Source organism: Microbacterium sp. AZCO (assembly GCF_039614715.1).
In the GTDB taxonomy this organism is placed as follows: domain Bacteria; phylum Actinomycetota; class Actinomycetes; order Actinomycetales; family Microbacteriaceae; genus Microbacterium.
Genome location: NZ_CP154857.1, coordinates 897,709 through 921,212, shown reverse-complemented (window position 1 = coordinate 921,212; position 23,504 = coordinate 897,709). Strand labels below are relative to the sequence as shown.

The 23,504-nt window shown below is 70.3% G+C and carries 20 protein-coding genes; 4 read left to right on the top strand and 16 right to left on the bottom strand.

The window, feature by feature from the left end:
• Nucleotides 1–49: 49 nt before the first annotated feature.
• The 10 genes from AAIB33_RS04260 to AAIB33_RS04215 form a co-directional block, all read right to left on the bottom strand.
• On the bottom strand, nt 50–1,141 hold the full coding sequence (locus tag AAIB33_RS04260; RefSeq protein ID WP_345802316.1) for a UDP-N-acetylglucosamine--N-acetylmuramyl-(pentapeptide) pyrophosphoryl-undecaprenol N-acetylglucosamine transferase: 1,092 nt from the start codon (nt 1,139–1,141) through the stop codon (nt 50–52).
• Nucleotides 1,138–2,397: a putative lipid II flippase FtsW gene (ftsW, locus tag AAIB33_RS04255; protein WP_345802315.1), complete on the bottom strand. Its 1,260-nt coding sequence runs from the start codon at nt 2,395–2,397 to the stop codon at nt 1,138–1,140. Before ftsW ends, AAIB33_RS04260 begins: the two co-directional genes overlap by 4 nt.
• Nucleotides 2,348–3,895: a UDP-N-acetylmuramoyl-L-alanine--D-glutamate ligase gene (gene murD, locus AAIB33_RS04250; protein WP_345802314.1), complete on the bottom strand. Its 1,548-nt coding sequence runs from the start codon at nt 3,893–3,895 to the stop codon at nt 2,348–2,350. The genes ftsW and murD overlap by 50 nt, the downstream gene beginning before the upstream one ends.
• The gene (mraY, locus tag AAIB33_RS04245) at nt 3,892–5,001 is read right to left on the bottom strand and encodes a phospho-N-acetylmuramoyl-pentapeptide-transferase (RefSeq protein WP_345802313.1); all 1,110 of its coding nucleotides are present in this window, start codon (nt 4,999–5,001) and stop codon (nt 3,892–3,894) included. Before mraY ends, murD begins: the two co-directional genes overlap by 4 nt.
• On the bottom strand, nt 4,998–6,413 hold the full coding sequence (murF, locus tag AAIB33_RS04240) for a UDP-N-acetylmuramoyl-tripeptide--D-alanyl-D-alanine ligase (protein ID WP_345802312.1): 1,416 nt from the start codon (nt 6,411–6,413) through the stop codon (nt 4,998–5,000). Before murF ends, mraY begins: the two co-directional genes overlap by 4 nt.
• A gap of 21 nt (nt 6,414–6,434) precedes the next feature.
• A complete protein-coding gene (locus AAIB33_RS04235; protein WP_345802311.1) occupies nt 6,435–8,222 on the bottom strand; it encodes a penicillin-binding protein 2 in 1,788 nt (595 codons plus the stop codon).
• A gap of 4 nt (nt 8,223–8,226) precedes the next feature.
• On the bottom strand, nt 8,227–8,823 hold the full coding sequence (locus AAIB33_RS04230) for a hypothetical protein (protein ID WP_345802310.1): 597 nt from the start codon (nt 8,821–8,823) through the stop codon (nt 8,227–8,229).
• Nucleotides 8,820–9,773: a 16S rRNA (cytosine(1402)-N(4))-methyltransferase RsmH gene (gene rsmH, locus AAIB33_RS04225; protein ID WP_345802309.1), complete on the bottom strand. Its 954-nt coding sequence runs from the start codon at nt 9,771–9,773 to the stop codon at nt 8,820–8,822. The genes AAIB33_RS04230 and rsmH overlap by 4 nt, the downstream gene beginning before the upstream one ends.
• A gap of 111 nt (nt 9,774–9,884) precedes the next feature.
• Nucleotides 9,885–10,316 carry a division/cell wall cluster transcriptional repressor MraZ gene (gene mraZ, locus AAIB33_RS04220; RefSeq protein WP_345803376.1) on the bottom strand — a complete coding sequence of 144 codons (432 nt, stop codon included), beginning with the start codon at nt 10,314–10,316 and terminating at the stop codon, nt 9,885–9,887.
• Between the two features lie 184 nt (nt 10,317–10,500).
• On the bottom strand, nt 10,501–10,869 hold the full coding sequence (locus AAIB33_RS04215; RefSeq protein WP_345802308.1) for a DUF3040 domain-containing protein: 369 nt from the start codon (nt 10,867–10,869) through the stop codon (nt 10,501–10,503).
• A gap of 64 nt (nt 10,870–10,933) precedes the next feature.
• On the opposite strand from AAIB33_RS04215, the gene AAIB33_RS04210 reads away from it, so the two are divergent.
• Nucleotides 10,934–12,028, top strand: a complete 1,095-nt coding sequence (locus tag AAIB33_RS04210; RefSeq protein ID WP_345802307.1) for a polyprenyl synthetase family protein — start codon at nt 10,934–10,936, stop codon at nt 12,026–12,028.
• A gap of 9 nt (nt 12,029–12,037) precedes the next feature.
• Here AAIB33_RS04210 and AAIB33_RS04205 read toward each other — a convergent pair whose 3' ends face one another.
• Complete coding sequence (locus tag AAIB33_RS04205; RefSeq protein ID WP_345802306.1) at nt 12,038–12,388, bottom strand: Rv2175c family DNA-binding protein; 351 nt, start codon at nt 12,386–12,388, stop codon at nt 12,038–12,040.
• Nucleotides 12,389–12,526: 138 nt separating this feature from the next.
• On the opposite strand from AAIB33_RS04205, the gene AAIB33_RS04200 reads away from it, so the two are divergent.
• Nucleotides 12,527–13,735, top strand: a complete 1,209-nt coding sequence (locus AAIB33_RS04200) for a LysM peptidoglycan-binding domain-containing protein (RefSeq protein WP_345802305.1) — start codon at nt 12,527–12,529, stop codon at nt 13,733–13,735.
• A 63-nt stretch (nt 13,736–13,798) separates the two neighbouring features.
• Nucleotides 13,799–15,736 carry a Stk1 family PASTA domain-containing Ser/Thr kinase gene (gene pknB / locus AAIB33_RS04195; RefSeq protein WP_345802304.1) on the top strand — a complete coding sequence of 646 codons (1,938 nt, stop codon included), beginning with the start codon at nt 13,799–13,801 and terminating at the stop codon, nt 15,734–15,736.
• 22 nt (nt 15,737–15,758) lie between these two features.
• On the opposite strand, the gene AAIB33_RS04190 is transcribed toward pknB, so the two are convergent.
• The 3 genes from AAIB33_RS04190 to AAIB33_RS04180 are packed head-to-tail and all read right to left on the bottom strand — an operon-like array spanning nt 15,759 to nt 18,792.
• Complete coding sequence (locus tag AAIB33_RS04190; protein ID WP_345802303.1) at nt 15,759–17,096, bottom strand: 3-deoxy-7-phosphoheptulonate synthase class II; 1,338 nt, start codon at nt 17,094–17,096, stop codon at nt 15,759–15,761.
• A 4-nt stretch (nt 17,097–17,100) separates the two neighbouring features.
• Nucleotides 17,101–17,832, bottom strand: a complete 732-nt coding sequence (locus AAIB33_RS04185) for a lysophospholipid acyltransferase family protein (RefSeq protein WP_345802302.1) — start codon at nt 17,830–17,832, stop codon at nt 17,101–17,103.
• Between the two features lie 27 nt (nt 17,833–17,859).
• Nucleotides 17,860–18,792 carry an ROK family glucokinase gene (locus tag AAIB33_RS04180; protein WP_345802301.1) on the bottom strand — a complete coding sequence of 311 codons (933 nt, stop codon included), beginning with the start codon at nt 18,790–18,792 and terminating at the stop codon, nt 17,860–17,862.
• 212 nt (nt 18,793–19,004) lie between these two features.
• Between AAIB33_RS04180 and AAIB33_RS04175 the strand changes: the two genes are divergently transcribed.
• Nucleotides 19,005–20,834 (top strand): AMP-dependent synthetase/ligase, encoded by a 1,830-nt coding sequence (locus AAIB33_RS04175; protein ID WP_345802300.1) that lies wholly within the window; start codon nt 19,005–19,007, stop codon nt 20,832–20,834.
• A gap of 91 nt (nt 20,835–20,925) precedes the next feature.
• Here AAIB33_RS04175 and def read toward each other — a convergent pair whose 3' ends face one another.
• Together def and AAIB33_RS04165 are read right to left on the bottom strand one after the other, a co-directional pair.
• Nucleotides 20,926–21,417 (bottom strand): peptide deformylase, encoded by a 492-nt coding sequence (gene def / locus AAIB33_RS04170; protein WP_345802299.1) that lies wholly within the window; start codon nt 21,415–21,417, stop codon nt 20,926–20,928.
• Nucleotides 21,414–23,465: a MinD/ParA family protein gene (locus AAIB33_RS04165; protein WP_345802298.1), complete on the bottom strand. Its 2,052-nt coding sequence runs from the start codon at nt 23,463–23,465 to the stop codon at nt 21,414–21,416. Before AAIB33_RS04165 ends, def begins: the two co-directional genes overlap by 4 nt.
• Nucleotides 23,466–23,504: the final 39 nt, after the last annotated feature.

Below are 23,504 nucleotides of genomic sequence, written 5' to 3'. Positions count from 1 at the left end.
CGACAAGTCTAGGTCGGGCCATGCCCGCCGCCGTCCGGCACGCCCGGTGTCAGCGCGCGAGCGCCTCGTCGATCATCGCGATGACGTTCTCGGTGCCGGTGCGCGTGCCGACCGACGTCGCAGCGGCCGCCATCGTCGCACGCCGGGCGTCGTCGCGCAGGAGCGGCAGCACCTCGGTGCGCACGCGCTCGGCGGTGAACTCCGCGTCGGGGATGAGGATGGCGGCGCCCGCGCGGATGGCGGAGCCGGCGTTCAGGGCCTGCTCGCCGTTGCCGACGGCGTACGGCACGTAGACGGCGGGGATGCCGAGGGCGCTGATCTCGCTCACGGTCGCCGCCCCGGCGCGGGACACGATGAGGTCGGCGAGGGCGAAGGCGAGGTCCATGCGGTCGACGTAGCGCGCGACGGCGTAGCCGGGCACGCCGGGATCGGGCAGCTCCGACTTCTCACCCGTCACGTGCAGCAGCTGCCACCCGGCGTCGAGCACGTCGCGCCACGCACCGCCGAAGGCCTCGTTGAGCCGCTGCGCGCCGAGCGAGCCGCCGAAGACGAGGAGCGTGGGACGCTCGGGGTCGAGGCCGAAGTGCGCGGCCGCCTCGGGCCGGAGTGCGGCCCGGTCGAGGGTCACGATCTCGCGGCGGAGCGGCATCCCGACCACTCGACTGCCCTTGAGCGGCGTGCCCGCGAACGCGACTCCCGTTCCGGCGGCGCTGCGGGCGCCGAGGATGTTCGCGAGCCCCGGCTTGGCGTTGGCCTCGTGCACCACGAACGGCACGCGCTCGCGGCGGGCAGCGACGTAGGCGGGCGCGGACGCGTAGCCGCCGAAACCGACGACGACCTCGACCCCGTGGGTGCGGATGTGCTCGCGCACCTGCGCGACAGCCCGGCGGAAGCGGGCCGGGAAGGCAGCCGCGGCGCCGTTCGGGCGGCGCGGGAAGGGCACCTTGTCGACGATGAGCAGCTCGTAGCCGCGGAGCGGCACGAGGCGCGCCTCGAGGCCCTCGCGCGTGCCGAGCACGAGCACCTCCGCGTCCGCGTCGCGCTCGCGCAGGGCGTCGGCGACCGCGAGGAGCGGGTTCACGTGGCCGGCGGTGCCGCCGCCCGCGAGCAGGTACGTGCGTCTCGTCGGGGCGTTCGTCACCCAGCGATCTTCGCACGCGGTGCGCGGGGGGCCCGAACCGGGCGGGCGCGAGCGGCGCTGGGAAGCGAGCGCGCGAAGGAGAGCAGGATGCCGCACGCGACGAGCACCGAGAGGAGCGACGTCCCACCCTGCGACATGAACGGGAGGGGCACGCCGAGCACGGGGAAGACGCGCAGCACGACGCCGATGTTGATGAGCGCCTGGCCGACGATCCACACCGTGATGGCGCCCGAGACGATGCGCACGAAGGGGTCGTCCGTCTTGCGGATGACGTGGAATGCGCCGACGGCGAAGAGGGCGAAGAGTCCGAGCACGACGATGCAGCCGATGAGGCCGAGCTCCTCGCCGACGATCGCGAAGATGTAGTCGTTCGCGGCGGCCGGGAGCCAGTCGTACTTCTCCTTGGAGTTGCCCAGGCCCAGCCCGAAGATGCCGCCGCCCGCGAGCCCCCAGATCCCGTGCAGGGGCTGGTAGCAGGAGTTGTAGTAGTCGGCGAGGCAGTTCGGGTCGAGGAAGCTCATGATGCGCGCGACGCGGTTGGGGCTGATCGCGGCGAAGGCGACGGCGCCGATGACGCCGAGGATCGCGGGCAGGATGAAGATGCGCAGCTTGACGCCCGAGAAGAAGAGCGCGCCGAGCGCCGCGATCGCGATGATCATCGCCGTGCCCATGTCGTCGCCCGCCATGACGGCGGCGAGGACGAGGACGGTGACCGGGACGAGCGGGATGAACACGTGCGTCCACGAGCTCAGCAGCGTGCGCTTGCGGAAGAGGATGAAGCCGATCCACAGTGCGAGCGAGAGCTTGAGGAACTCCGACGGCTGGGCCTGGATGCCGGCGATATTGATCCAGTTGCGGTTTCCCGCGTTCTCCACACCCAGGGGCGTGAAGACGAGCATCTGGAACAGCAGAGCGCCGATGAGCGCCGGCCACGCGATGCGCTTCCAGAACTCGATCGGGAGGCGGCTCGCGATGAACATGAGCGGGATGCCGAGCAGCGCGAACATGCCCTGCTTGAGCACCGCCTCATACGGCGGCTGACCCGCCGCCGTCGCCGTCGCCGAGGTCGCGGACAGGATCATGACGAGGCCGAAGCCCGTCAGCAGCAGCGCCGTCGAGGCGATGAGGAGGAACTCGCTCGGAACCGGTGCGAAGACCTTGCCGAGGTTGACCCGCGCCGCGAGTCCCCGCTTGGCTGAGATCTCCTCAGGCTGGACCCTCGGAGGCCGGGTCGGCGTCGCCGTCGTGCTCGCCATCGGCCCCCCTCGCGATCAGCTCCCGTACCGCCGCCGCGAAGCGGCGACCCCTGTCGGCGTAGGACGAGAACTGGTCGAAGGATGCTGCTGCGGGAGCGAGGAGCACCACGTCCCCGTCGCGCGCGATCCCGGCCGCCAGTTCGACGACCTGCGCCATGACCTCTTCAGTCTCATCGGCGTCCACCTCGAACACGGGGACTTCCGGCGCGTGTCGCGCGAACGCGGAGAGCACCGCATCCCGTTCCGCTCCGATGACGATCGCGGCCTTGGAACGCATGCCGCGGCCGGCCACGAGCTCGGAGATGTCGACACCCTTGAGCAGTCCGCCGACGACCCACACGGCGCCCGGGAAGGCCGCGAGCGAGGAGGCCGCGGCGTGCGGGTTGGTGGCCTTCGAGTCGTCCACCCAGGTGATGCCCTCGGCGACGGCGACCACCTCGATCCGGTGGGGGTCGAGGCGGAAGCCGCGCAGCGCCTCGCGGATCGCGGCGGGCGCGACGTCGAGCGATCGGGCGAGCGCGGCCGCGGCGAGGATGTTGGCGACGACGTGCGGAGCAGCCAGGCCCAGCCCCGCGAGCTCGTCGACCGTCGCGAGCTCGAGCGCGCTCGTGCGGCGGTCCTCGAGGAACGCCCGGTCGACGAGGATGCCCTCGACGACGCCGAGGTCGCTGGGGCCTGGGATGCCGAGGTCGAAGCCGATGGCACGCGCGCCCTCGACCACCTCGGCGTCCTCGACCATGCCCTGGGTCGCGGCGTCCGCCTTGTTGTAGACGCACGCGACGCGCGTGTTGTCGTACACGTGCGCCTTGGCGTCGCGGTACGCCTGGAAGGAGCCGTGCCACTCCAGGTGGTCGTCGGCGAGGTTGAGGCAGACGGCGGCGTGCGGCGAGACCGGGTCGGGCCCGGTCTGCAGTCCGAGGTACCAGAGCTGGTGGCTCGAGAGCTCGACCACCAGGGCGTCGAAGCCCTCGGGATCCCGCACGGCGTCGAGCACGGGAGTGCCGATGTTGCCGACGGGGGCGGCGCGGAGGCCCCCGGCGACGAGCATCGTCGCGGTGAGCCGGGTCGTCGTGGTCTTGCCGTTCGTGCCCGTGATGAGGATCCAGTCGGCGGGCCGCCCATCGGGCCGGACGACCTTGTCGCGGACGCGCCACGCGAGCTCGACATCGCCCCAGAGGGCGATGCCGCTCGCCTGCGCCCACGCGATCACGGGATGCTGCGGTGCGAAGCCCGGCGAGGCGACGACGACCTCGGGGGCGAAGTCGGAGAGTTCGGCGGGGACCGCGTCGAGCGCGCCCGTCCACAGACGCGCCCCGATCACGGGGAGCAGGCGCTCGTACTCCTCGTCGGCCTTCTCGGTGACGACGAGCACGTCGGCGCCGAGCTCGGCGAGCGTGTCGGCGACGGAGAATCCCGTGACGGAGAGGCCGAGAACCGCGACGCGGAGGCCCTTCCAGTCCGCGTTCCAGCTGGTGAGCGAATCGAGGCGGGAGGTCACGTGCGTGCGAGCCATTCGACGTAGAACGCCCCGACACCCGTGACCGCCAGCATCCCGGCGATGATCCACATGCGCACGACGATCGTCGTCTCGGCCCAGCCGCGCATCTCGAGGTGGTGATGGAAGGGGCTCATGAGGAACAGCCGGTTGCCCCTCGTGATCTTGAAGTACCAGCGCTGCAGGATCACCGACCCGGGGCCGATGATGAAGACGCCCGCGACGATGACCGCGAGGAGCTCGGTGCGCGACAGGATAGACATCGCGGCGATGACGCCGCCGATCGCCATCGAGCCCACGTCGCCCATGAAGACCTCGGCCTTCGGCGCGTTCCACCACAGGAAGCCGACGAGGGCGCCGACGAACGCGGCCGAGACGATCGTGAGATCGAGCGGGTCGCGTGTGCCGTAGCAGGCGGTCTGGAAGCTCGGCACGAGGTCGATCGCCGTGCAGCGCTGCTTGAACTGCCAGAACGTGATGAGGCTCATGGCGGCGATGGTGAAGATGCCCGAGCCCGCCGCGAGACCATCGAGGCCGTCGGTCACGTTGGTGCTGTTGGACCACGCGACCCCGATGAACGTGATCCAGATGAGGTACAGGATCCAGCCCACGATGACGCCGAGCGCCATGAAGGACAGCACCGGGATGTCGCGGAAGAACGAGACGTACGGCGATGCGGGCGTCTGGCCGGCGGCCGTCGGGAAGCTGAGCGACACGATCGCCCAGGGCACGATCACGATGACCTGGCCGAGGATCTTGCGCCAGCCGGTGAGGCCGAGGCTGCGCTGGCGGTGAACCTTCATGTAGTCGTCGATGAAGCCGACGACACCGAAGCCCACCATCATCCACAGCACGAGGAGGCCCGAGATGGTCGGGGGGAAGTTGCCGGCATAGGTGCCGATGAAGTAGCCGACGAGCGTGCCGGCGATGAAGATGACGCCGCCCATCGTCGGCGTGCCGCGCTTCGCCTCGTGCGGCGGGATGTTGCCGTCCTCCGGCGTGCGGATGATCTGTCCCCAGCCCCACTTGCGGAAGAGCCGCAGGAAGACGGGCGTCAGGAAGAGCGTGAAGGCCAGCGAGATCGCCGCTGCGGTCAGGAGGGATCTCACGAGAACGATTCTCCCAGACGATCGCCGAGGTGCCGGAGCCCCGCGGAGTTCGACGACTTCACGAGCACCCGATCGCCGTCGCGCAGTTCGGTGAGGAGGTAGTCGTACGCCTCGTCGGCCGTCGCGAAGAAGACGGCCTCGCCGTCCCACGACCCCTGCGCGATCGCTTCGAGGTACATCCGGCGCGCGTCGGGACCGATGACGACGATGCGCTGGATGCCGAGGCGCACCGCCAGCAGGCCCACGCGGTCGTGCTCCTCCTCGGCGTACTCCCCCAGCTCGCTCATGGCGCCGAGCACGGCGACGCTGCGCTCACCGGGCCGGACGATCTGCGCGAGCGTGCGCAGCGCCGCCGACATCGAGTCGGGGCTCGCGTTGTAGGCGTCGTTGATGATGCGCACGCGCTCGGACCCGAGCGGCTGCATGCGCCACCGCTCGGCGAGCTCGACCTGCTCGAGCCGCTCGATGCAGGTGTCGAGCGGCACGCCGAGCGCCGTCGCAGCGGCGATGGCGGCGAGGGCGTTCATGACGTGGTGCTCGCCGAGCACGCGCAGGCTGAGGGGGGCGCTGACGCCGTCGGCGGTCACGATCGAGCGGGTTCCGGATGCCGTCACCTCGACATCGTCGGCCCGCACGTCCACGGCCCGGGCTCCGCGGCCGAACCACCGCACCGAGGCATCCCGCTCGTCGGCGATCGCCGCCATCGTCGCGACGCGGGCGTCGTCGGCGTTGAGCACGGCGAGTCCGCCCGGCCGCACGGCGTGGATGAGCTGCGACTTCTCGAAGAGGGTCGACTCGATGCCGCCGAAGCCTCCCGCGTGGGCCATGCCGACCATGAGGACGACGCCGACGTCGGGCGTGACGAGACCCGCGAGACGCGCGATCTCACCGGGGCCGCTCGCGCCGAACTCGCTCACGAGGAAGCGCGTCGTGTGGGTCACCCGCAGCATCGTGAGGGGCGCGCCGACCTCGTTGTTGAACGACGCCTTCGGCGCGACGGTCTCGCCCTCGCCCTCGAGGATGCGGGCGAGCAGGTTCTTGGTCGTCGTCTTGCCGTTGGACCCCGTGATCCCGACGACGCGGAGGTCACCGCCCGCGCGCACGCGCGCGACGACCTCGCGCGCGAGATCGGCGAGGGCCGTGACCACGTCGGCGACGACGATCTGGGTGACATCCGCCTCGACGGGTCGTTCGACGATCGCGAGGGCGGCGCCGTTTGCGACCGCGGCATCCACGAAGAGATGTCCGTCGGTCTCCTCACCGGGCTTGGCGACGAAGATGCCGCCGGGCTCGATGAGCCGGGAGTCGGTGTCGACGAGGCCGCCCACCAGGGTGTCGGGGGTGTCCTCTCCGGCGAGTCGGAGTTCGCCGGAGACGGCGCGGGCAAGCTGTGTGAGAGTGAGGTCGATCATGTCTGAGGAGCCGGGAACGAGCTACTGGCCGAATTTCGCGAGCAGCGTCGGCGCCTCGGTGGAGGGCATGACCCGGTACGTCTTCAGCACCTGAGTCATCGCCTTCTGCCACGCGGAGGCGTTGGCACCCGACGACTTTATCCGAGTCGGCTCGTTGAGCGTCACCGCGACGACGTACTGCGGGTCCTCGGCGGGCGCGAAGCCGATCATCGTGGTGAAGTAGACGCCGCTCTTGTAGCCGCCGTGGCCGTCCTCGATCTCGCCCGTTCCGGTCTTGTCGGCGATGTTGTAGCCCGGGACGGCGATCTGCGGCGCCAGCGTGCTCTGCAGCGAGACGTTCTCCATCATCTGCTGCACCGCGACCGCCGTCGACTCCTTGACGACCTGCGTCGTCTCGCCCTGCGCCGGCTTGACGACGGTGCCGTCCCCCTTGGTGCACGACTCGACGAGCGAGAGCGGCACCTTCAGGCCGTCGTTCGCGATCGCCTGGTACGCCCCCATGAGCTCGGGGATCGTCGTCGCGACGCCCTGGCCGAACGCGATGTTGTAGTAGCTCTGGTTGTCCCATTTGTCGGGCGTGCGCAGCGAGCCCGAGATCTGCCCGTTGAAGGCGATGTCACTGCCCTCCGCGATGCCGAACTTCTTGAGGTAGTCGTAGCGGGTCTGCGGGCTGGCCCTCTCGGCGAACTTCGAGATGCCGACGTTCGACGAGTCGATGAGCACGCCGGCGAGCGTGTAGTTGTACGCCGGGTGCTGGAAGGAGTCTCCGACGCGCGCCCCGTTGGGGAACGTCTCCTTGCCCGACGCGATCACCGTCGAGCTCGGTGTCGCCGCGCCCGTGTCGATGAGCGTCGCGGCCGTGAGCGGCTTGAAGGTCGAGCCGGGCTCGAACCAGTTCGTGAAGATGCGGCTGCCGCGGTCCGTCGGGTCGGAGGCCTCCACGTTGTTCGGGTCGACCGTGGGGAACTCGGCCGCCGCCCGGATCTTGCCCGTCTTCGCCTCGACGACCGTGATGGTGCCCGACTTGGCCCCCTCGTCCTGCACCTGCTCGGCGATCAGCTGCTGCAGATACCACTGCAGATCGCGGTTGATCGTGAGCTGCAGCGTGCCGCCGTCCACGGCGGGCTTCTCGACCTCGGTGCCCGGGATGACGACGCCGTCCTTGCCCTTCTCGTAGGTCATCGAGCCGTTCGTGGCGGTGAGGCAGCTGTTCTCGACCTGCTCGAGCCCGCCGAGCGCGTCGCCGTCGCGGCCCATGTAGCCCACGAGATTGCCCGCGACGGCACCGTCGGGGTACGTGCGCGCGGGGTGCGGGTCGAAATAGAGGAACGGGATGCCGAGATCGGCGAGCGTGCGGTACTGCTCCGTCGTGAGACCTCGCTTTAGAGGTGCGTACTGCGAGTCCGGGTTCGACGCGCGCGCGTCGGCGACGACCTTCTGAACCTCATCCGCCGTCTGCCCCGTCACCTCGCCGATCTCCGCGGCGACCTCGGGCCAGGAGACCTCTTCCTTCGTGCCGTCGGGCTTCGTGCGCTGGATGGCGCCGACGTTCGAGGGGTCGAGCTGAGCGTCGTAGAGCAGGATGCTGCCGGCGAGGGTCTGTCCGGTCTCGTCGACGATCGCGCCGCGCGTGCCGTACAGCGGCCGCGAGCTGCCGAGAGCCGTGACGAGCGAATCCTCGATGTGCTCGCGCGCGCTCACGACCTGGATGTCGACGAGCCGGACGATGAAGCCGGCGAGGATCGCCAGCACGACGCCGAGGGCGACCACGGTGCGACGGCGCGGGCTGCGGGTGCTTCTCGTGGTCATGTTCTCAGTGTGTGCTCGGGGTCGGCAGTCCGTCGGTGATGGGTGGCGGAGTGTTGGATACCGGGGCGACTCCGTCCACCGGGGTCGTGGCATCGGGCGCCTCCGCCGGCGGTGCGCCCTGGATCGTGGCATCCGGATCCGTGACGAGCGGAGTGTCGGTGATGAGGGCGTTCCCCACCGCGCCGCGGCCGAGGGCGTCGACCGACGACGCGCCGAGCGCGACCTGTCCGGTGCCGAGGATGGCTCCGTCGCTCAGGCGCAGGTAGCTCGGCGACTCGTTGATCACCATGCCGAGGGCGGACGCGTTCGCGGCGAGGTACTGGGGCGAGCTGAGCCCCGCGACATCGTCGTAGAGGATCTGCTTCTGCCAGTTGAGCTCGCGCTGCTGCGAGGTCAGCTTCGCGAGCTGGTACGAGGTCTGCGTCGTGAGGATCGACAGCGACATCTGCGCCGCCCCGATCGCGACGGCGCCGGCGACCGCCACGATCGCGTAGAGGAGCTTCGGCCGGCGACGGCGTGCGGGGGCGTCGAGCGCCCGCAGTCTCCGCGCAGGCCTCTCCCGCCGTGCCGGCGCGAGAGTGCTCTGGGCTGCGAGGCTCATGCCACCTCCCTGATCCGTTCGGCGGCACGCAGCCGCACAGGTGTCGCGCGCGGGTTGCGGGCGATCTCTTCAGGCGAGGCTTGTTCTGCGCCCTTCACGAGCAGCCGGAAGCGCGGTGCGTGCTCGGGCAGCTCGACGGGAAGACCGGCGGGGGCGGTCGAGGCGACGGCATCCGCGAATTCGCGCTTGACGATCCGGTCTTCGAGCGACTGGTACGACATGACGACGATCCGTCCGCCCACGCGAAGTCGCCCGAGCGCGGCCGGGATCGCGCGCTCGAGCACCGACAGCTCGCTGTTGACCTCGATGCGCAGTGCCTGGAAGACGCGCTTCGCGGGATGCCCGGAGCGCTGCGCCGAATACGGCGTCGCGGCGATGAGGATCTCGACGAGGCGACCCGACCGCAGGATCGGCGCCTGGGCACGCGCCTCGATGATCGCGCGCGCATAGCGCCCGGAGAGCTTCTCCTCGCCGTAGCGCTCGAAGATGCGGCGCAGCTGACCCTCGCTGTAGGTCGCCAGCACGTCGGCGGCCGTCGTGCCGATCGACTGGTCCATGCGCATGTCGAGGGGGGCGTCCTGCGAGTAGGCGAAGCCGCGGTCGGCCTCGTCCAGCTGCAGCGACGAGACGCCGAGGTCGAAGAGGATCCCGTCGACCGAGTGAAGGCCAGTGGAGGAGATCGCGTCGGCGATGCCGTCGTAGACGGTGTGTACGAGTGTCACGCGGTCGCCGAACGGCGCCAGGCGCTCCCCCGCGATGCGGAGCGCGTCCTGGTCGCGATCGAGGCCGATGAGCCGGATGCCGGGGAAGCGCTCGAGGAACGCCTCGGAGTGTCCGCCCATGCCGAGCGTCGCGTCGACGAGCACGGCGCCCTCGCGCTGGAGTGCGGGGGCGAGCAGCTCGACGCAGCGGTCGAGGAGGACGGGGGTGTGGATGTCGCGGAGGTTCATGATTTCGGGGCTGTCGGGGACGGTGTCCCTCGACCCTGATCCCCATCCGCTCTGACCTGGCACCGGGGAAGTGCGCCAGGGCGTGAGCGGCTGGGAGTCACGATCGAGGGCTCAGAACAAGCCCGGGATCACCTCCTGCTCCATCTCGGAATAGCCGTCTTCGTTGCTGTCTGCGTACGCGTTCCACGCGTCCGCGTTCCAGATCTCGGCGTGCGCGCCCACACCGGTGACCACGAGGTCACGCTCGAGACCGGCGTAGGTGCGCAGGTGCGGGGGGATCGTCACCCGGTTCTGCCCGTCGGGCTTCTCGGCGCTCGCACCCGACAGGAACATGCGCTGGAAGTCCCGGGACTGCCTGTTCGTGAGGGGGGCCTCACGGATGCGCTCATAGACCCGCTCGAACTCCTCGGTGCTGAACACGTAGAGGCAGCGCTCCTGGCCGCGCGTGACGACGACTCCGCCGCCCAGCTCATCCCGGAACTTCGAGGGAAGGATGACGCGGCCCTTCTCATCGAGCTTGGGAGTGTGCGTGCCCAAAAGCATCGGCACCTCACCCCCTTCGTCCGGCCCCCGACGGGTTGTGGCCCCCACGTTACTCCACAGTCCTCCACTTTGTCACCCAAACGCACCACGGAACCCCCGACCCGTCTCCCACGAAGGCCCGGAGGGCACAAAAAAAGCACCGACCCGAAGGTCGGTGCTCAGAGACGCGGGGGTCGGCGTGAGGTCAGTGATCCTCGTGCCGGCGGTCCCAGCGATCGTTCATGCGGTCCATGAACGAGGAAGTCGATTTCGGCTTGGCCGGCTTGTCGGGGTCTGCGGCTGCCGCACGGCCGGGGCCGCGGGTCGGGGTGACCGCGAGCACGACGCCGCCGAGCATGACGATGAAGCCGATGACACCGACGACGATGAGGTCGGTCGAGACGCCGATGATGAGGCCGCCGAGGCCGAGCAGGACGAGGACCGTGCCGTACACGATGTTGCGATAGCTGAGAGTGCGTCCATCGCGAGGCGCGCTGACGACGTCTGCGTCATTGCGCATGAGATGGCGTTCCATCTCGTCGAGCAGACGCTGCTCCTGTTCGGAGAGAGGCATGCATCCCCCTTGCTGTCCTAGTCGCGTCGATTGTACGCGTGCGTTCGATCACTAGGCTAGGCCCGTGTCACCCTCTCCGGACGCGGTCGCGGCGATTTCTCAGCGACTCGACACCTTCATCTCGCACGTGCGGTTCTCCACGTCGGAACTCGGCCCGGAAGCGGCCCTTCTCGTCGACGCCGCAGCGACCGCGCTGAGCGGTGGGAAGCGACTGCGCGGGCGCTTCTGCGTCGCCGGATTCCGCGCCGTCGCCGAGTCGGACGGGCATCCCGCCGAGCTCTCGCCCGACATCATCGCGGCGGCCGCCGCGCTCGAGGTCTTCCACGTCGCGGCGCTCGTTCACGACGACGTGATCGACAACTCCGACACCCGGCGTGGCCGCCCCGCCGCGCACCGCGCCCTCGAGTCGACACACCGCTCCGCGGGCTGGGTCGGCGACGCCGCCGCGTTCGGGCGATCCGGGGCGATCCTCCTCGGCGACCTTCTCGTGGCGTGGAGCGACGACCTCCTCGAAGAGGGCCTGGCCGAGGCATCCCCCGCCCACGCGGCCGCTGCGCGGCGCGAGTACGCCACGATGAGGCGCGACGTCACGATCGGCCAGTTCCTCGACGTCGCCGAGGAGTCCGCGTTCCTCACCGAGCCCGACGATCGTCACGCCGCGCGGGCTCTCCGGGTGGCCTCCTATAAGTCGGCGCGGTACAGCATCCAGCAGCCGCTCACCATCGGAGCCGCCCTCGCGGGGGCGGATGCCGCGCAGCTCGCCGCCCTCGCCGCGTTCGGGCATCCGCTCGGCATGGCCTTCCAGCTGCGCGACGACGTGCTCGGCGTCTTCGGCGACGAGGCGCAGACGGGGAAGCCCTCGGGCGACGACCTGCGCGAGGGCAAGCGCACCGTGCTGATCGCGTACGCGCGCGAGGGCCTCGACGTGCCCGCCCGCCGCGAGGTGGATGCGCTCGTCGGCGACCCGACGCTCGACGACGACCAGATCGCCGCGCTGCAGGCGACTATCATCGACACCGGCGCCCTCGATCGCGTCGAGTCGCTCATCGCCGACTACTCGCGAGAGGCCGAGGAGGCGCTCAGCAGTGCGCGCCTCGGCGAGGCCGCCGTGGACGAGCTGCTCGAGCTCGCACGCGCGGCGACCGTGCGGACGACCTGAGCCGCGGCTCTACGCCAGCGCCTGCGCGACGCGGCGCACTTCGCTCTTGCGACCGGCGAGGAGGGCCTCGATCGGCGCCATGCCGATGGAGTCCTCGTCGGACAGGAGCCAGTCGATCGCCTCGTCGTCGCTGAACCCCGCGTCGTGGAGGACGAAGACGGTGCCGCGCAGCGAGCTGAGCGGGCGACCGTCCACGATGAACACGGACGGGACCTTGAGCGCGCCGTCGCGTCGTGATCCGATGAGCTGCTGCTCGTCGAAGAGGCGTCGGACGCGCCCGAGCGGTTCGCCCAGCACCTCCACGAGCTCGGGAAGGGTCAGCCAGTCGGTGTCGATGCGCGGCGCGCGGTCAGCGGTCACGTCTTCACTATCTCATCCCCGTGCGGCCCGTGTACGTCGCCGTTGAGCCACAGCAGTAACAGAGGTCACATCCTTATCATCTGTTGACACTGATTCACTTCCGTGACACGGTGTGGGGGTCACAGAGGGGGGAAACTCGTGCGACACTCCGGCATCCGTGTTCCGGCTGCGACCGCCGCCATTCCGGCGGTCGCCGGTTCCATCGCGCTCCTGTTGAGCGCTCCCATCGCGGCGAGCGCCGCAGAGCCCCAGCGCGACGCGCGGCCCGCCGTCGTGCCACAGCTGCGGCTCGGAGCCGTGACCGCGGCCCCACGGCCGACGGCGGTCGACGTGCCCGACACCTACACCGTGCAGCTCGGCGACACCGTCTTCGGCATCTCCGTGCGCTACGGGCTGCGCACCGCCGACGTCCTCGCGATCAACGGCCTCACGTCGTCGTCGATCATCACGCCCGGCCAGGTGCTGCGGCTGAAGGGCACGGCGCCCGCGGCTCAGGCGGCGCCCGCCGCCCCCGTGGCCGCCGGCGGGACGTACACGGTGCAGAAGGGCGACACGCTCAGCTCCATCGCGAAGCGCAACGGCGTCACCGTCCAGGCCCTCTTCGCCGCGAACAACCTCAGCTGGTCGTCGATCATCTACCCCGGGCAGAAGGTGTCGATCCCGGGTGCCGGCGGCGCTGCCGCCCCCGCCGCTCCGGCGGCGCCGGCTGCTCCCTCGGCGCCGGTCGCGGCATCCGGTGTCTACACGGTGCAGAAGGGCGACACCCTCAGCTCCATCGCGAAACGCAACGGCGTGACGGTCCAGGCCCTCTTCGCCGCGAACAAGCTCGGCTGGTCGTCGATCATCTATCCCGGTCAGAAGCTCGCGATCCCCGGCATCGTCCCCGCGGCGGCCACGGCGCCCGCGCCGGCCGCTCCCCCGGCTCAGGAGCCGGTGCCGGCGCTCAGCGGCGAGCAGATCGGCAACGCGCAGCTCATCATCCGCATCGGTCGCGAGCTCGGCGTTCCCGATCGCGGGATCGCCATCGCCCTCGGCGCCGCGATGCAGGAGTCGTGGCTGCGCAACCTCGATTGGGGCGACCGCGATTCCCTGGGCCTCTTCCAGCAGCGGCCGAGCGCCGGCTGGGGCACGGAGGCGCAGGTGATGGATGCCTCGTACGCGACGCGCGCGTTCTACCTCGGCGTGAACGACGCCAACGGCCCGGTCACGCGCGGCCTGCTCGACATCCCCGGCTGGCAGAGCCTCACGTTCACGCAGGCGGCTCAGGCGGTGCAGATCTCGGCCTACCCCGATCGCTACGCGCGGTGGGAGAACGCGGCCACCACGTGGCTCGCCACCTACGGGTGATGGCGGGCGGCGCCGGGTGAGGCGCTCCCCTGGCTCTCAGGCATCCGTCCCTAGACTTTCAGCGTGAGCACGAGTCAGCAGGCCGACCCGCTGATCGGACGTCTCGTCGACGGCCGATACCGGGTTCGCGCGCGCATCGCGCGCGGCGGCATGGCGACCGTGTACGTGGCGACCGATCTGCGCCTCGAGCGGCGCGTCGCGATCAAGGTCATGCACAGCCACCTGAGCGACGACACCGTCTTCCAGAGCCGGTTCATCCAGGAGGCCCGCGCCGCCGCGCGGCTGGCCGACCCGCATGTCGTCAACGTCTTCGACCAGGGCCAGGACGGCGACATGGCGTACCTCGTCATGGAGTACCTGCCCGGGATCACCCTCCGCGAGCTGCTGCGCGAGCAGAAGCGCCTGACGCTCGCCCAGACCATCACGGTGATGGATGCCGTCCTCTCCGGCCTCGCCGCCGCGCACCGGGGCGGCATCGTCCACCGTGACGTCAAGCCCGAGAACGTCCTGCTCGCCGAGGACGGCCGCATCAAGATCGGCGACTTCGGCCTCGCGCGCGCCACGACGGCCAACACCGCGACGGGCTCGCAGCTGCTCGGCACCATCGCGTACCTCGCACCCGAGCTCGTGACGCGCGGGACCGCCGACGCGCGCAGCGACATCTACTCGCTCGGCATCATGCTCTACGAGATGCTCGCGGGCGAGCAGCCGTACCAGGGCGAGCAGCCGATGCAGATCGCGTTCCAGCACGCGACCGACTCCGTGCCGCGGCCGAGCGTCAAGAACCCCGGCGTTCCCGAGCAGCTCGACGAGCTCGTGCTCTGGGCCACCGAGCGCTCGCCCGACGACCGCCCGGTCGATGCCCGCGAGATGCTCGACCGCCTGCGGGAGATCGAGCGCGAGCTCGGCATCCAGCCCCAAGTGGCCCGCACGGCGCCCACGAGCGTCATCCGCGACGAGGGCGGCGCTCAGACCGAACTGACGAAGGTGCTGCCGGCGGCGATCACGGGACCGATGGCCGCGATCGACGACGTCGACAACGCCGCGCGGCTGCGCGAGGCCACGAAGCGCCGGGCGCGGAAGGGCGGATGGCTCTTCGCGCTCGTCGTCGTGCTCGCGGCGCTCGCGGCCGGCATCGGCTGGTGGTTCGGCTCGGGCCCCGGGTCGCAGGTCGCTGTTCCCGACGTCGCGAACCTGACGTTCGAGCAGGCCCAGGCTGCGCTCGCCGAGGAGGGGCTGACGGCGACCCAGCAGGACGTCTTCGACTTCGACATACCCGCCGGCACGACCGTCGGCTCCGACCCGGGCGCCGGCGCACGCGTCGACAAGGCGTCCGCGGTGGCGGTGCTCGTGTCGAAGGGGCCACAGGACCACGCCATCTCGGCACTCACCGGGCTGCCGTCCGACCAGGCGCGCGCCGCCCTCGAGGGCGCGCGGGTGAGCGTCGGCGACGACCAGAAGTACTTCACCGACCAGCCCGACAAGACCACGATCGGCGCGACGGTCACGCCGCGCTCGGGCGAGGCGGCCTTCGACTGCGGCGGCGGCTGCACCGTGCACGAGGGCGACTCCGCGGTGCTGTCGGTCTCGGTCGGACCGGTTCCCGACGTCGGCGGCAAGAGCGTCGGCGACGCGACGGCCGCCCTCAATGCGGTCGGGCTGCAGATCGCCGGTCAGACCGAGGAGACGAGCGACTCGGTCAAGGAAGGGTCGGTCATCCGCATCGCCGACAAGGACGGCGGCGGGAGCTGGCAGCCGAACGACGCCGTCACGCTCGTCGTGTCGTCGGGGCCGCCGCTCTACCCGATCCCCGATCTCGTCGGCATGACCCTCGCGGAGGCTCGCAAGGCCGCGACCGACGCCGGCTTCACCTTCGAATACGACAAGCGGTGGGACGACTTCCCCGACCCCTTCACCAAGGTCGAGTCGCAGACCCCCGCGCCGGACACGAAGAAGGTCAAGGGCACCGAGATCTCGGTGCGCATCGCCGCCGCCCTCTGACGAGGGCTGCGCGACCGGCGGGTCAGAGCTTCTCGAGCTCCTCGGCGACGAGGAACGCCAGCTCGAGCGACTGCATGTGGTTGAGGCGCGGGTCGCACAGGCTCTCGTAGCGCGTCGCGAGCGTCGCCTCGTCGATCTGCTCCGAGCCGCCCAGGCACTCCGTCACGTCGTCTCCCGTGAGCTCGACGTGGATGCCGCCCGGGAACGTGCCGACGGCGCGGTGCGCCTCGAAGAAGCCGCGCACCTCGTCGACGACGTCGTCGAAGCGACGCGTCTTGTAGCCCGTCGGCGTCGTGATGCCGTTGCCGTGCATGGGGTCGGTGACCCACAGCGGGGTTGAACCCGAGTCCTTGACCGCCTGCAGCAGCGGGGGCAGGGCATCGCGGATCTTCCCCGCGCCCATGCGCGTGATGAACGTCAGGCGGCCGGGCTCGCGCTCGGGGTCGAGCTTGTCGATGAGCTCGAGCGCCGTCTCGGGAGACGTCGTGGGTCCGAGCTTCACGCCGATGGGGTTGCGGATCTTCGAGAAGTAGTCGACGTGTGCCCCGTCGAGGTCGCGCGTGCGCTCGCCGATCCACAGGAAGTGCGCCGACGTGTTGTACGGCGTGCCCGTGCGGGAGTCGATGCGCGTCATGGGGCGCTCGTAGTCCATGAGGAGGCCCTCGTGGCCCGTGTAGAACTCGACGCGCTTGAGCTCGTCGAAGTCGGCGCCCGCCGCCTCCATGAACTTGATGGCGCGGTCGATCTCGGTCGCGAGGCGCTCGTACTGCTGGTTCGCGGGGTTCTGCGCGAAGCCCTTGTTCCACGAGTGCACCTCGCGGAGGTCGGCGAAGCCGCCCTGCGTGAAGGCGCGGATCAGATTGATCGTCGACGCCGCCGTGTGGTAGCCCTTCAGCAGCCGGCCGGGGTCGGCCTGGCGCGAGATCTCGGTGAAGTCGTAGCCGTTGACGATGTCGCCGCGGTATGCAGGGAGCGTGACGTCGCCGCGCGTCTCGGTGTCGCTCGAACGAGGCTTCGCGAACTGCCCCGCCATGCGGCCCATCTTGACGACGGGCATCGAGGCGCCGTACGTGAGGACGACCGCCATCTGCAGCACGGTCTTGATGCGGTTGCGGATCTGCTCGGCCGTCGCACCCGCGAAGGTCTCGGCGCAGTCGCCGCCCTGCAGGAGGAAGGCCCGCCCGGAGGCGGCGCGGGCGAGGCGGTCGCGAAGGTTGTCGACCTCGCCGGCGAAGACGAGGGGCGGGAGCGTCGCGAGCTCGGCCGACACGGCCTCCACCGCTTCCCGGTCGTGCCACTGCGGCTGCTGCTTGATGGGCAGGGTCCGCCAGTGGTCGAGAGCGTCGAGCTGCTGAAGCATCCGCTCAGTCTATCGGCGCGGCCTGCACGACCGGCTTCGTGCTACGCGGGGCTCGCGGGCCCTTGAGGCGGTCCTTCACGGTCGAGGCGTAGACGTCCTCGTACTCCTGCTCGCCGAGGCGCTGCAGCGCCACCATGATCTCGTCGGTGACCGAGCGCAGGATGTACCGGTCGCCCTCCATCCCCTCGAAGCGGGAGAAGTCGAGCGGCTCGCCGATGACGATGCCGACCCGCACGATCCGCGGGAGGCGCGTTCCGATCGGCATCATCGTGTCGGTGTCGACCATGACGACGGGCACGACCGGCACGTGCGCCTCGAGCGCCATGCGCGCGAGACCCGTGCGCCCGCGGTAGAGCTTGCCGTCGGGGCTGCGCGTGCCCTCCGGGTAGATGCCCAGCAGATCGCCGCGGCCCAGCACCTGCAGGCCCGTGTTGAGGGATGCCTCGGATGCCTTGCCGCCGGAGCGGTCGATCGGGATCTGCCCCGTCATCTTGAAGAACATCCGGGTGGCCCAGCCCTTGATGCCGCGACCCGTGAAGTAGTCGCTCTTGGCGAGGAAGGCCACGGGCCGGTCGATCATCAGCGGCAGGAAGATCGAGTCGACGAACGACAGGTGGTTGCTCGCGAGGATCGCGGCGCCGTCGGCGGGGACGTTGCGGCGTCCGACGATCCAGGGGCGCCAGATCGCCTTCGTGATCGGACCGATCACGATGTACTTCATCAGCCAGTAGAACAAGCTGGGCGCCTCCTCGAGCTCAGTCTTCTACGCGGCGCCGGCGAGGTCGGCAGCGCCGATGATGCCCGCGTCGTTTCCGAGACGGGCGATCGCGAACTCCGCCACCGGCCGGTCGCCGTACCCGGGCAGCGACGTCTCGTACGCCAGGCGGACAGGCTCCAGCAGCGTCTCACCCAGCTCCGCGACACCGCCGCCGATGACGAACAGCGACGGGTCGAGCACGGCCTGGAAGCCGCCGCACGCCTCGCCGAGCGCCGTGGCCACGCGGCGCAGCGCCTCCAGCGCGCCGGGGTCGCCCGCGAGCACGAGCCGCGACACGGCCGGCCCCGAGATCGAGCCCTTCTCGGCGCGGACGGCCGCGAGGGCCTCGCCGATGCCCTCCGCGTCGGCGATCTCGTTGGCCTCGCGCTGCAGGGCGCGGCCCGACGCGTACTGCTCGAGGCATCCGTTCTGTCCGCAGCCGCACGGGCGGCCGTCGCGGGTGAAACGCATGTGACCGAGCTCGGCCCCGATGCCGTGGCCGCCGCGGTACAGCTCTCCGCCGAGGATCACGGCGCCGCCGACGCCCGTGCCGAGGGTCAGCATGACCATGTCGCCGACATGGGCGCCTCCGCCGAAGCGATACTCGGCCCAGCCCGCGGCGTTGGCATCGTTCTCGATCGTCACCGGCATCGAGAGCCGGCCCTCGAGGTTGGCCTTGAGGGGATAGTTGCGCCACGCGATGTTCGGCGCGTGGATGAGCACGGCGCGGTCGCGGTCGACGAAGCCCGCCGCGGCCACGCCGACGGCCTCGACCTCGTACGAGTCCGCGAGGTGGCGGACCATGTCGACGACGGCATCTTCGAGTGCGTCGGTGTCGGTGGGGGTCTCCACGCGGAGCTGCTCGACGATGCGGCCCTCCTCGTCGACGACACCTCCCGCGATCTTCGTCCCGCCGATGTCGATTCCGACCTTGAGCACCGCGCCCTCCTCTTTCTGCTCGCCCGCGCATGCGCGTGTCATCCCCGATGGGATCACTCCCCGCGCGCGCGACGGCGCTGAGAAGTCTATCCGCGAGACGTGTCGCTCATCCGCCCACAGGCATGCGCCGGCGCCCGGTAGTCGCCAGGGGCAGCGGTTAGACTCCGAGAAGGCTCACCCGACAGATTCATGCCGGTACCGAAGGAGTTGCCGTGGTCCAGTTCGAAGTCCCCGCGATCGTCCCTGCCGATGCGCAGGCGAACATCACCGATCTGCTCGTGGAGCGCGTCAAGCGCACCCCGCAGCTCGCGCTGTTCGCCGTGCCGGAGGGCGAGGGATGGCGCGACATCTCGGCCGCCGAGTTCCAGCGGCAGGTCATCGCCCTCGCCAAAGGCTTCGTGGCCAACGGCATCGAGCCGGGCGACAAGGTGGGCTTCATCGCCCGCACGACATATGAGTGGACGCTCGTCGACTTCGCCCTCTTCTACGCCGGCGCTGTCATGGTGCCGATCTACGAGACCAGCTCCGCCGCGCAGATCCAGTGGAACCTGTCGGACTCCGGCGCCATCGCGTGCATCACCGAGTCGCCCGAGCACACGGCGCGCATCGACGAGGTCCGCGCCGATCTGCCCCTCATCCGCTCCACCTGGACGATGCACGGCGGCGATCTTGCAACGCTCGTCGAGCAGGGCAAGGAGATCCCGGATGCCGAGATCGAACGGCGTCGCACCATCGCGAACTCCGCCGACATCGCGACCCTCATCTACACGTCGGGCTCGACCGGCCGCCCCAAGGGCTGCGTCCTGACGCACGGCAACTTCGTCGAGCTGAGCCGCAACGCCGCCAAGGCGCTGTCGGACGTCGTGGAGATGCCCGGAGCGTCGACCCTCCTCTTCATCACGACGGCGCACGTGTTCGCCCGCTTCATCTCGATCCTGGCCGTGCACTCCGGCGTCAAGACCGGCCACCAGCCCGACACGAAGCAGCTCCTGCCGGCGCTCGGGTCGTTCAAGCCGACGTTCCTGCTCGCCGTGCCGCGCGTGTTCGAGAAGGTCTACAACTCCGCCGAGCAGAAGGCCGAGGCCGGCGGCAAGGGCAAGATCTTCCGCGCTGCCGCGCAGACCGCGATCGAGCACTCCAAGGCGCTCGAGGAGGGCAGGAAGGTCGGCGTCTGGACGAAGATCAAGTTCGCCGTCTTCGACCGTCTCGTCTACAGCAAGCTGCGCGAGGCGATGGGCGGCCGCGTCGTCTACGCCGTCTCCGGCTCCGCTCCCCTGGGCTCGCGCCTCGGCCACTTCTTCCACAGCCTCGGCGTCGTGATCCTCGAGGGCTACGGCCTCACCGAGACCACCGCTCCTGCGACGGTCAACCTCGCGACGAAATCGAAGATCGGCACCGTCGGCCCCGCGCTGCCGGGCGTCGGCATCCGTCTCGCCGATGACGGCGAGATCGAGGTGCGGGGCATCAACGTCTTCAAGGAGTACTGGCGCAACCCGGAGGCGACCGCCGCCGCGTTCGAGGGCGACTGGTTCAAGACGGGCGACATCGGCACGTTCGACGACGAGGGCTTCCTCAAGATCACGGGCCGCAAGAAGGAGATCATCGTCACGGCGGGTGGCAAGAACGTCTCTCCGGCCGCGCTCGAAGACCCGATCCGCGCCAACCCGATCGTCGGGCAGGTCGTCGTCGTCGGCGACCAGAAGCCGTTCGTGTCGGCGCTCGTGACGCTCGACCCGGAGATGCTTCCGACCTGGCTCGCCAACAACGACCTTCCGGCAGACATGTCGCTCCAGGAGGCCGCCGCGAACAGCGCCGTGCGTGCCGAGGTGCAGCGCGCGATCGACAACGCGAACAAGTTCGTGTCGCGGGCCGAGTCGATCCGGAAGTTCACGATTCTGCCGACCGAGTGGACCGAGGCGAGCGGGCACCTGACGCCGAAGATGAGCATCAAGCGGAACGTCATCCTGCAGGACTTCGCCGCCGACGTCGACGGGCTCTACAACGTGCCGGTCTCGACGACGAACGTGTCGCTCGGGGGCTGACGCCCCGACGAAGGCGAGAGGACCCCGGGCATCGCGCGGGGTCCTCTCGCCTTCAGCCTAAGGCCGACCGGCGTGACGGGGGCGGGACGGGCTAGAACCAGTCCGACTCGCGGATCTCGCGCATCGCGACCTTGCGGTCGTCGGGCGAGAGCCGCTGGATATACAGCATGCCGTCGAGGTGGTCGGTCTCGTGCTGCAGCGCCTGCGCGAGCAGACCGTCGCCCTCCAGCTCGATCTCGTTGCCGTCGAGGTCGATGCCGCGCACCTTCGCGTGCGGGTGGCGCAGCGCGTCGTGCCACAGACCGGGGACGGAGAGGCATCCCTCCCCCGTGGGCTCGGGATCGCCGGAGAGCTCCACGATCTCGGGATTGAGGATGTACCCGATGTCGCCGTCGATGTTGTAGCTGAACGCCCGCAGGCCGACGCCGATCTGCGGCGCGGCGACGCCGGCGCGTCCAGGCAGCTCGACGGTGTCGAGGAGATCCTGCACGAGCGCGCGCACGCCGTCGTCGATCGTCCCGATGGGCGCGCTCGGGGCGCGCAGCACGGGGTCGCCGAAGAGGCGGATGGGACGGACCGTCACGCGGCCGAAGCCAGCGTGCGCAGGCCCTCGACGACGTCGGCGGCGAGCTCGCGCGCGGCGAGGCGCGTCTCGGGCCGCAGATCGCGGAACGTGATGGCACTGCCCGCCGCGATGAGCGGGTCGTACGGCATGCGCACGACCGATCGCACCCGCGTGCTGAAGTGCGTCTCGAGCTCATCGAGGCGGACCAGGGGCGTGCCCGGGCGCGCGTTGTTCAGCACGACGACGGCTCCGCGCACCTGCTCGGAGTAGCCGTTCGTCTCCAGCCACGTGAGGGTCTCGGACGCCAGTCGCGCCTCTTCGACGCTCAGACCCGACACGACGACGAGCTGGTCGGCGAGCTCGAGCGTCGCCTGCATGACCGAGTGCACGATGCCCGTGCCCGTGTCGGTGAGGACGATCGAATAGTAGTGGGCCGCGATCGCCGCGACGTCGTGGTAGTCCTTGTCGCTGAACGCCTCGGACACGCGGGGGTCGGCGTCGGAGGAGAGCACGTCGAGGCGCGTGTCGTCGCGCGCGACGATCGAGGAGATCCCCGCGTAGCCGGCGATCTCGCCGCGGGCGCGCGCGAGGTCACGGACCGTCTTGCCGTTCTGGTTCGCGATGCGGTCGGCGAGCGTGCCGCGATCCGGGTTGGCGTCCATCGCGATGATGCGGTCGTCGCGGGCGTCCGCGAGCGCCATGCCGAGGAGGGTCGTGATCGTCGTCTTGCCGACGCCGCCCTTGCGCGAGAGGACCGGCACGAAGCGCGCACCCTGACCGAGCGGCGCGGAGATGCGGCGGCTGAGCTCCTTGCGGGCCCGCGCGCGCTTGCCGTCGCCGAGGTTCACCCGGTGGCCCGTGATCGAGTACACGAAGTGCTGCCACGCGCCTTCGGGCTCCGGTCGCACGATCTGGTGCGGGTCGAGGAGGCGGTCGGCGGTGAGGAGGTCGGCGGACTCGCGGCCCGACTCGAACTCGCCGAGACGCTTCGACGTGAGAGCGACATCGGAGCGCGTCTGCACGCGCTCCATGGCGTGGGCGCGCTCGACCTTGTCGATGCTCCCGGTGTTGGCCTCGCGACGCGTCGCGGGGTTGGCTCCCGTCGGGAAGGGCCCCGTGGGAGTGGATGCCGCACCCGCCCGTGCGGCGGGCTCGGCGTCGGCGCTCTGAGCGCCCGGCTTCTGCTGCTCGGTCACGATGTCGGCCTCCACGGTCGAATATGTCGGTCCTCCCGACTCGGCGATCTCATCAGTGTCCTCGAAAGCGAGGGCGAGGTCGAGGTCGTCGTCGTCCGCGATGTCGGCGTCGAGGAAGTCATCCTCCTCGATGTCGGCGGCGACGGCGGAGCCGGGTTCCCGGTCGGGGGTGCCGGCGACGAACTCCATGGCAGGCGCGGTCGCGGCGTGTGCGTGCACGGCGGTCGCGGCATCCTGAGCCTCTTCGTCCTGGTCGTGCTGCGCGAGCTCATGGTCGTCGTCCGACTCGTCGAGCGGCACCGTGTCCGCGACGAGCTCGGCCTCGTGCACCGGCTCGGCCTCGTACACGGGCTCGGCCTCGTACACGGGCTCGGCTTCAGGCTCCGGCTCGAGAATCGGCTCCGCCTCGAGCTCGGCCGCGGCCTCGGCCTCGGCCTCGGCGACATACTCGTGCTCAGCCTCGGCGGCATACTCGTGCTCGGCCTCGGCGGCATACTCGTGCTCGGTCGGCTCGGGCTCGAGTACGGCCTCCTCGACCGGCTCCGCCGGCTCGACCAGCTCCTCCGGCTCGACGGGCTCCTGCGGCTCGGCGGGCTGCTCCACCGCCTGCCCGAGCCACGCCGCCTCGTAGGCGGGGCGCTCGAGCCGCGGGACGAAGTCGACGTCGATGGCCTCGACCTCGACCTCGTCGCCCACGACGTCGTCGTCGTCGAGCTCCTCGTCGTCGGAGGCGGACGGGAGGGCGACGCTCACCTGCTGGGTGCCGCCGCTGATGATGCCGAGGGCCGTCGTATCGAGGCCTCCGGTCTCGGCGAGCACACCGTTCTCGGTCTCTTCGTCAGGGTTCTGGTCGTTGCGATCGGGCGTCACTGCATGGTCTCCAGTGGGGTGATCGGGTGTCGGCCCCAC

What these genes read in the sequence shown, in the direction of transcription:
- ftsW (WP_345802315.1), bottom strand. Translation starts at nt 2,397, where the DNA reads ATGGCGAGCACGACGGCGACGCCGACCCGGCCTCCGAGGGTCCAGCCT.
- murF (WP_345802312.1), bottom strand. Translation starts at nt 6,413, where the DNA reads ATGATCGACCTCACTCTCACACAGCTTGCCCGCGCCGTCTCCGGCGAA.
- AAIB33_RS04235 (WP_345802311.1), bottom strand. Translation starts at nt 8,222, where the DNA reads ATGACCACGAGAAGCACCCGCAGCCCGCGCCGTCGCACCGTGGTCGCC.
- AAIB33_RS04230 (WP_345802310.1), bottom strand. Translation starts at nt 8,823, where the DNA reads ATGAGCCTCGCAGCCCAGAGCACTCTCGCGCCGGCACGGCGGGAGAGG.
- rsmH (WP_345802309.1), bottom strand. Translation starts at nt 9,773, where the DNA reads ATGAACCTCCGCGACATCCACACCCCCGTCCTCCTCGACCGCTGCGTC.
- mraZ (WP_345803376.1), bottom strand. Translation starts at nt 10,316, where the DNA reads ATGCTTTTGGGCACGCACACTCCCAAGCTCGATGAGAAGGGCCGCGTC.
- AAIB33_RS04215 (WP_345802308.1), bottom strand. Translation starts at nt 10,869, where the DNA reads ATGCCTCTCTCCGAACAGGAGCAGCGTCTGCTCGACGAGATGGAACGC.
- AAIB33_RS04190 (WP_345802303.1), bottom strand. Translation starts at nt 17,096, where the DNA reads ATGCTTCAGCAGCTCGACGCTCTCGACCACTGGCGGACCCTGCCCATC.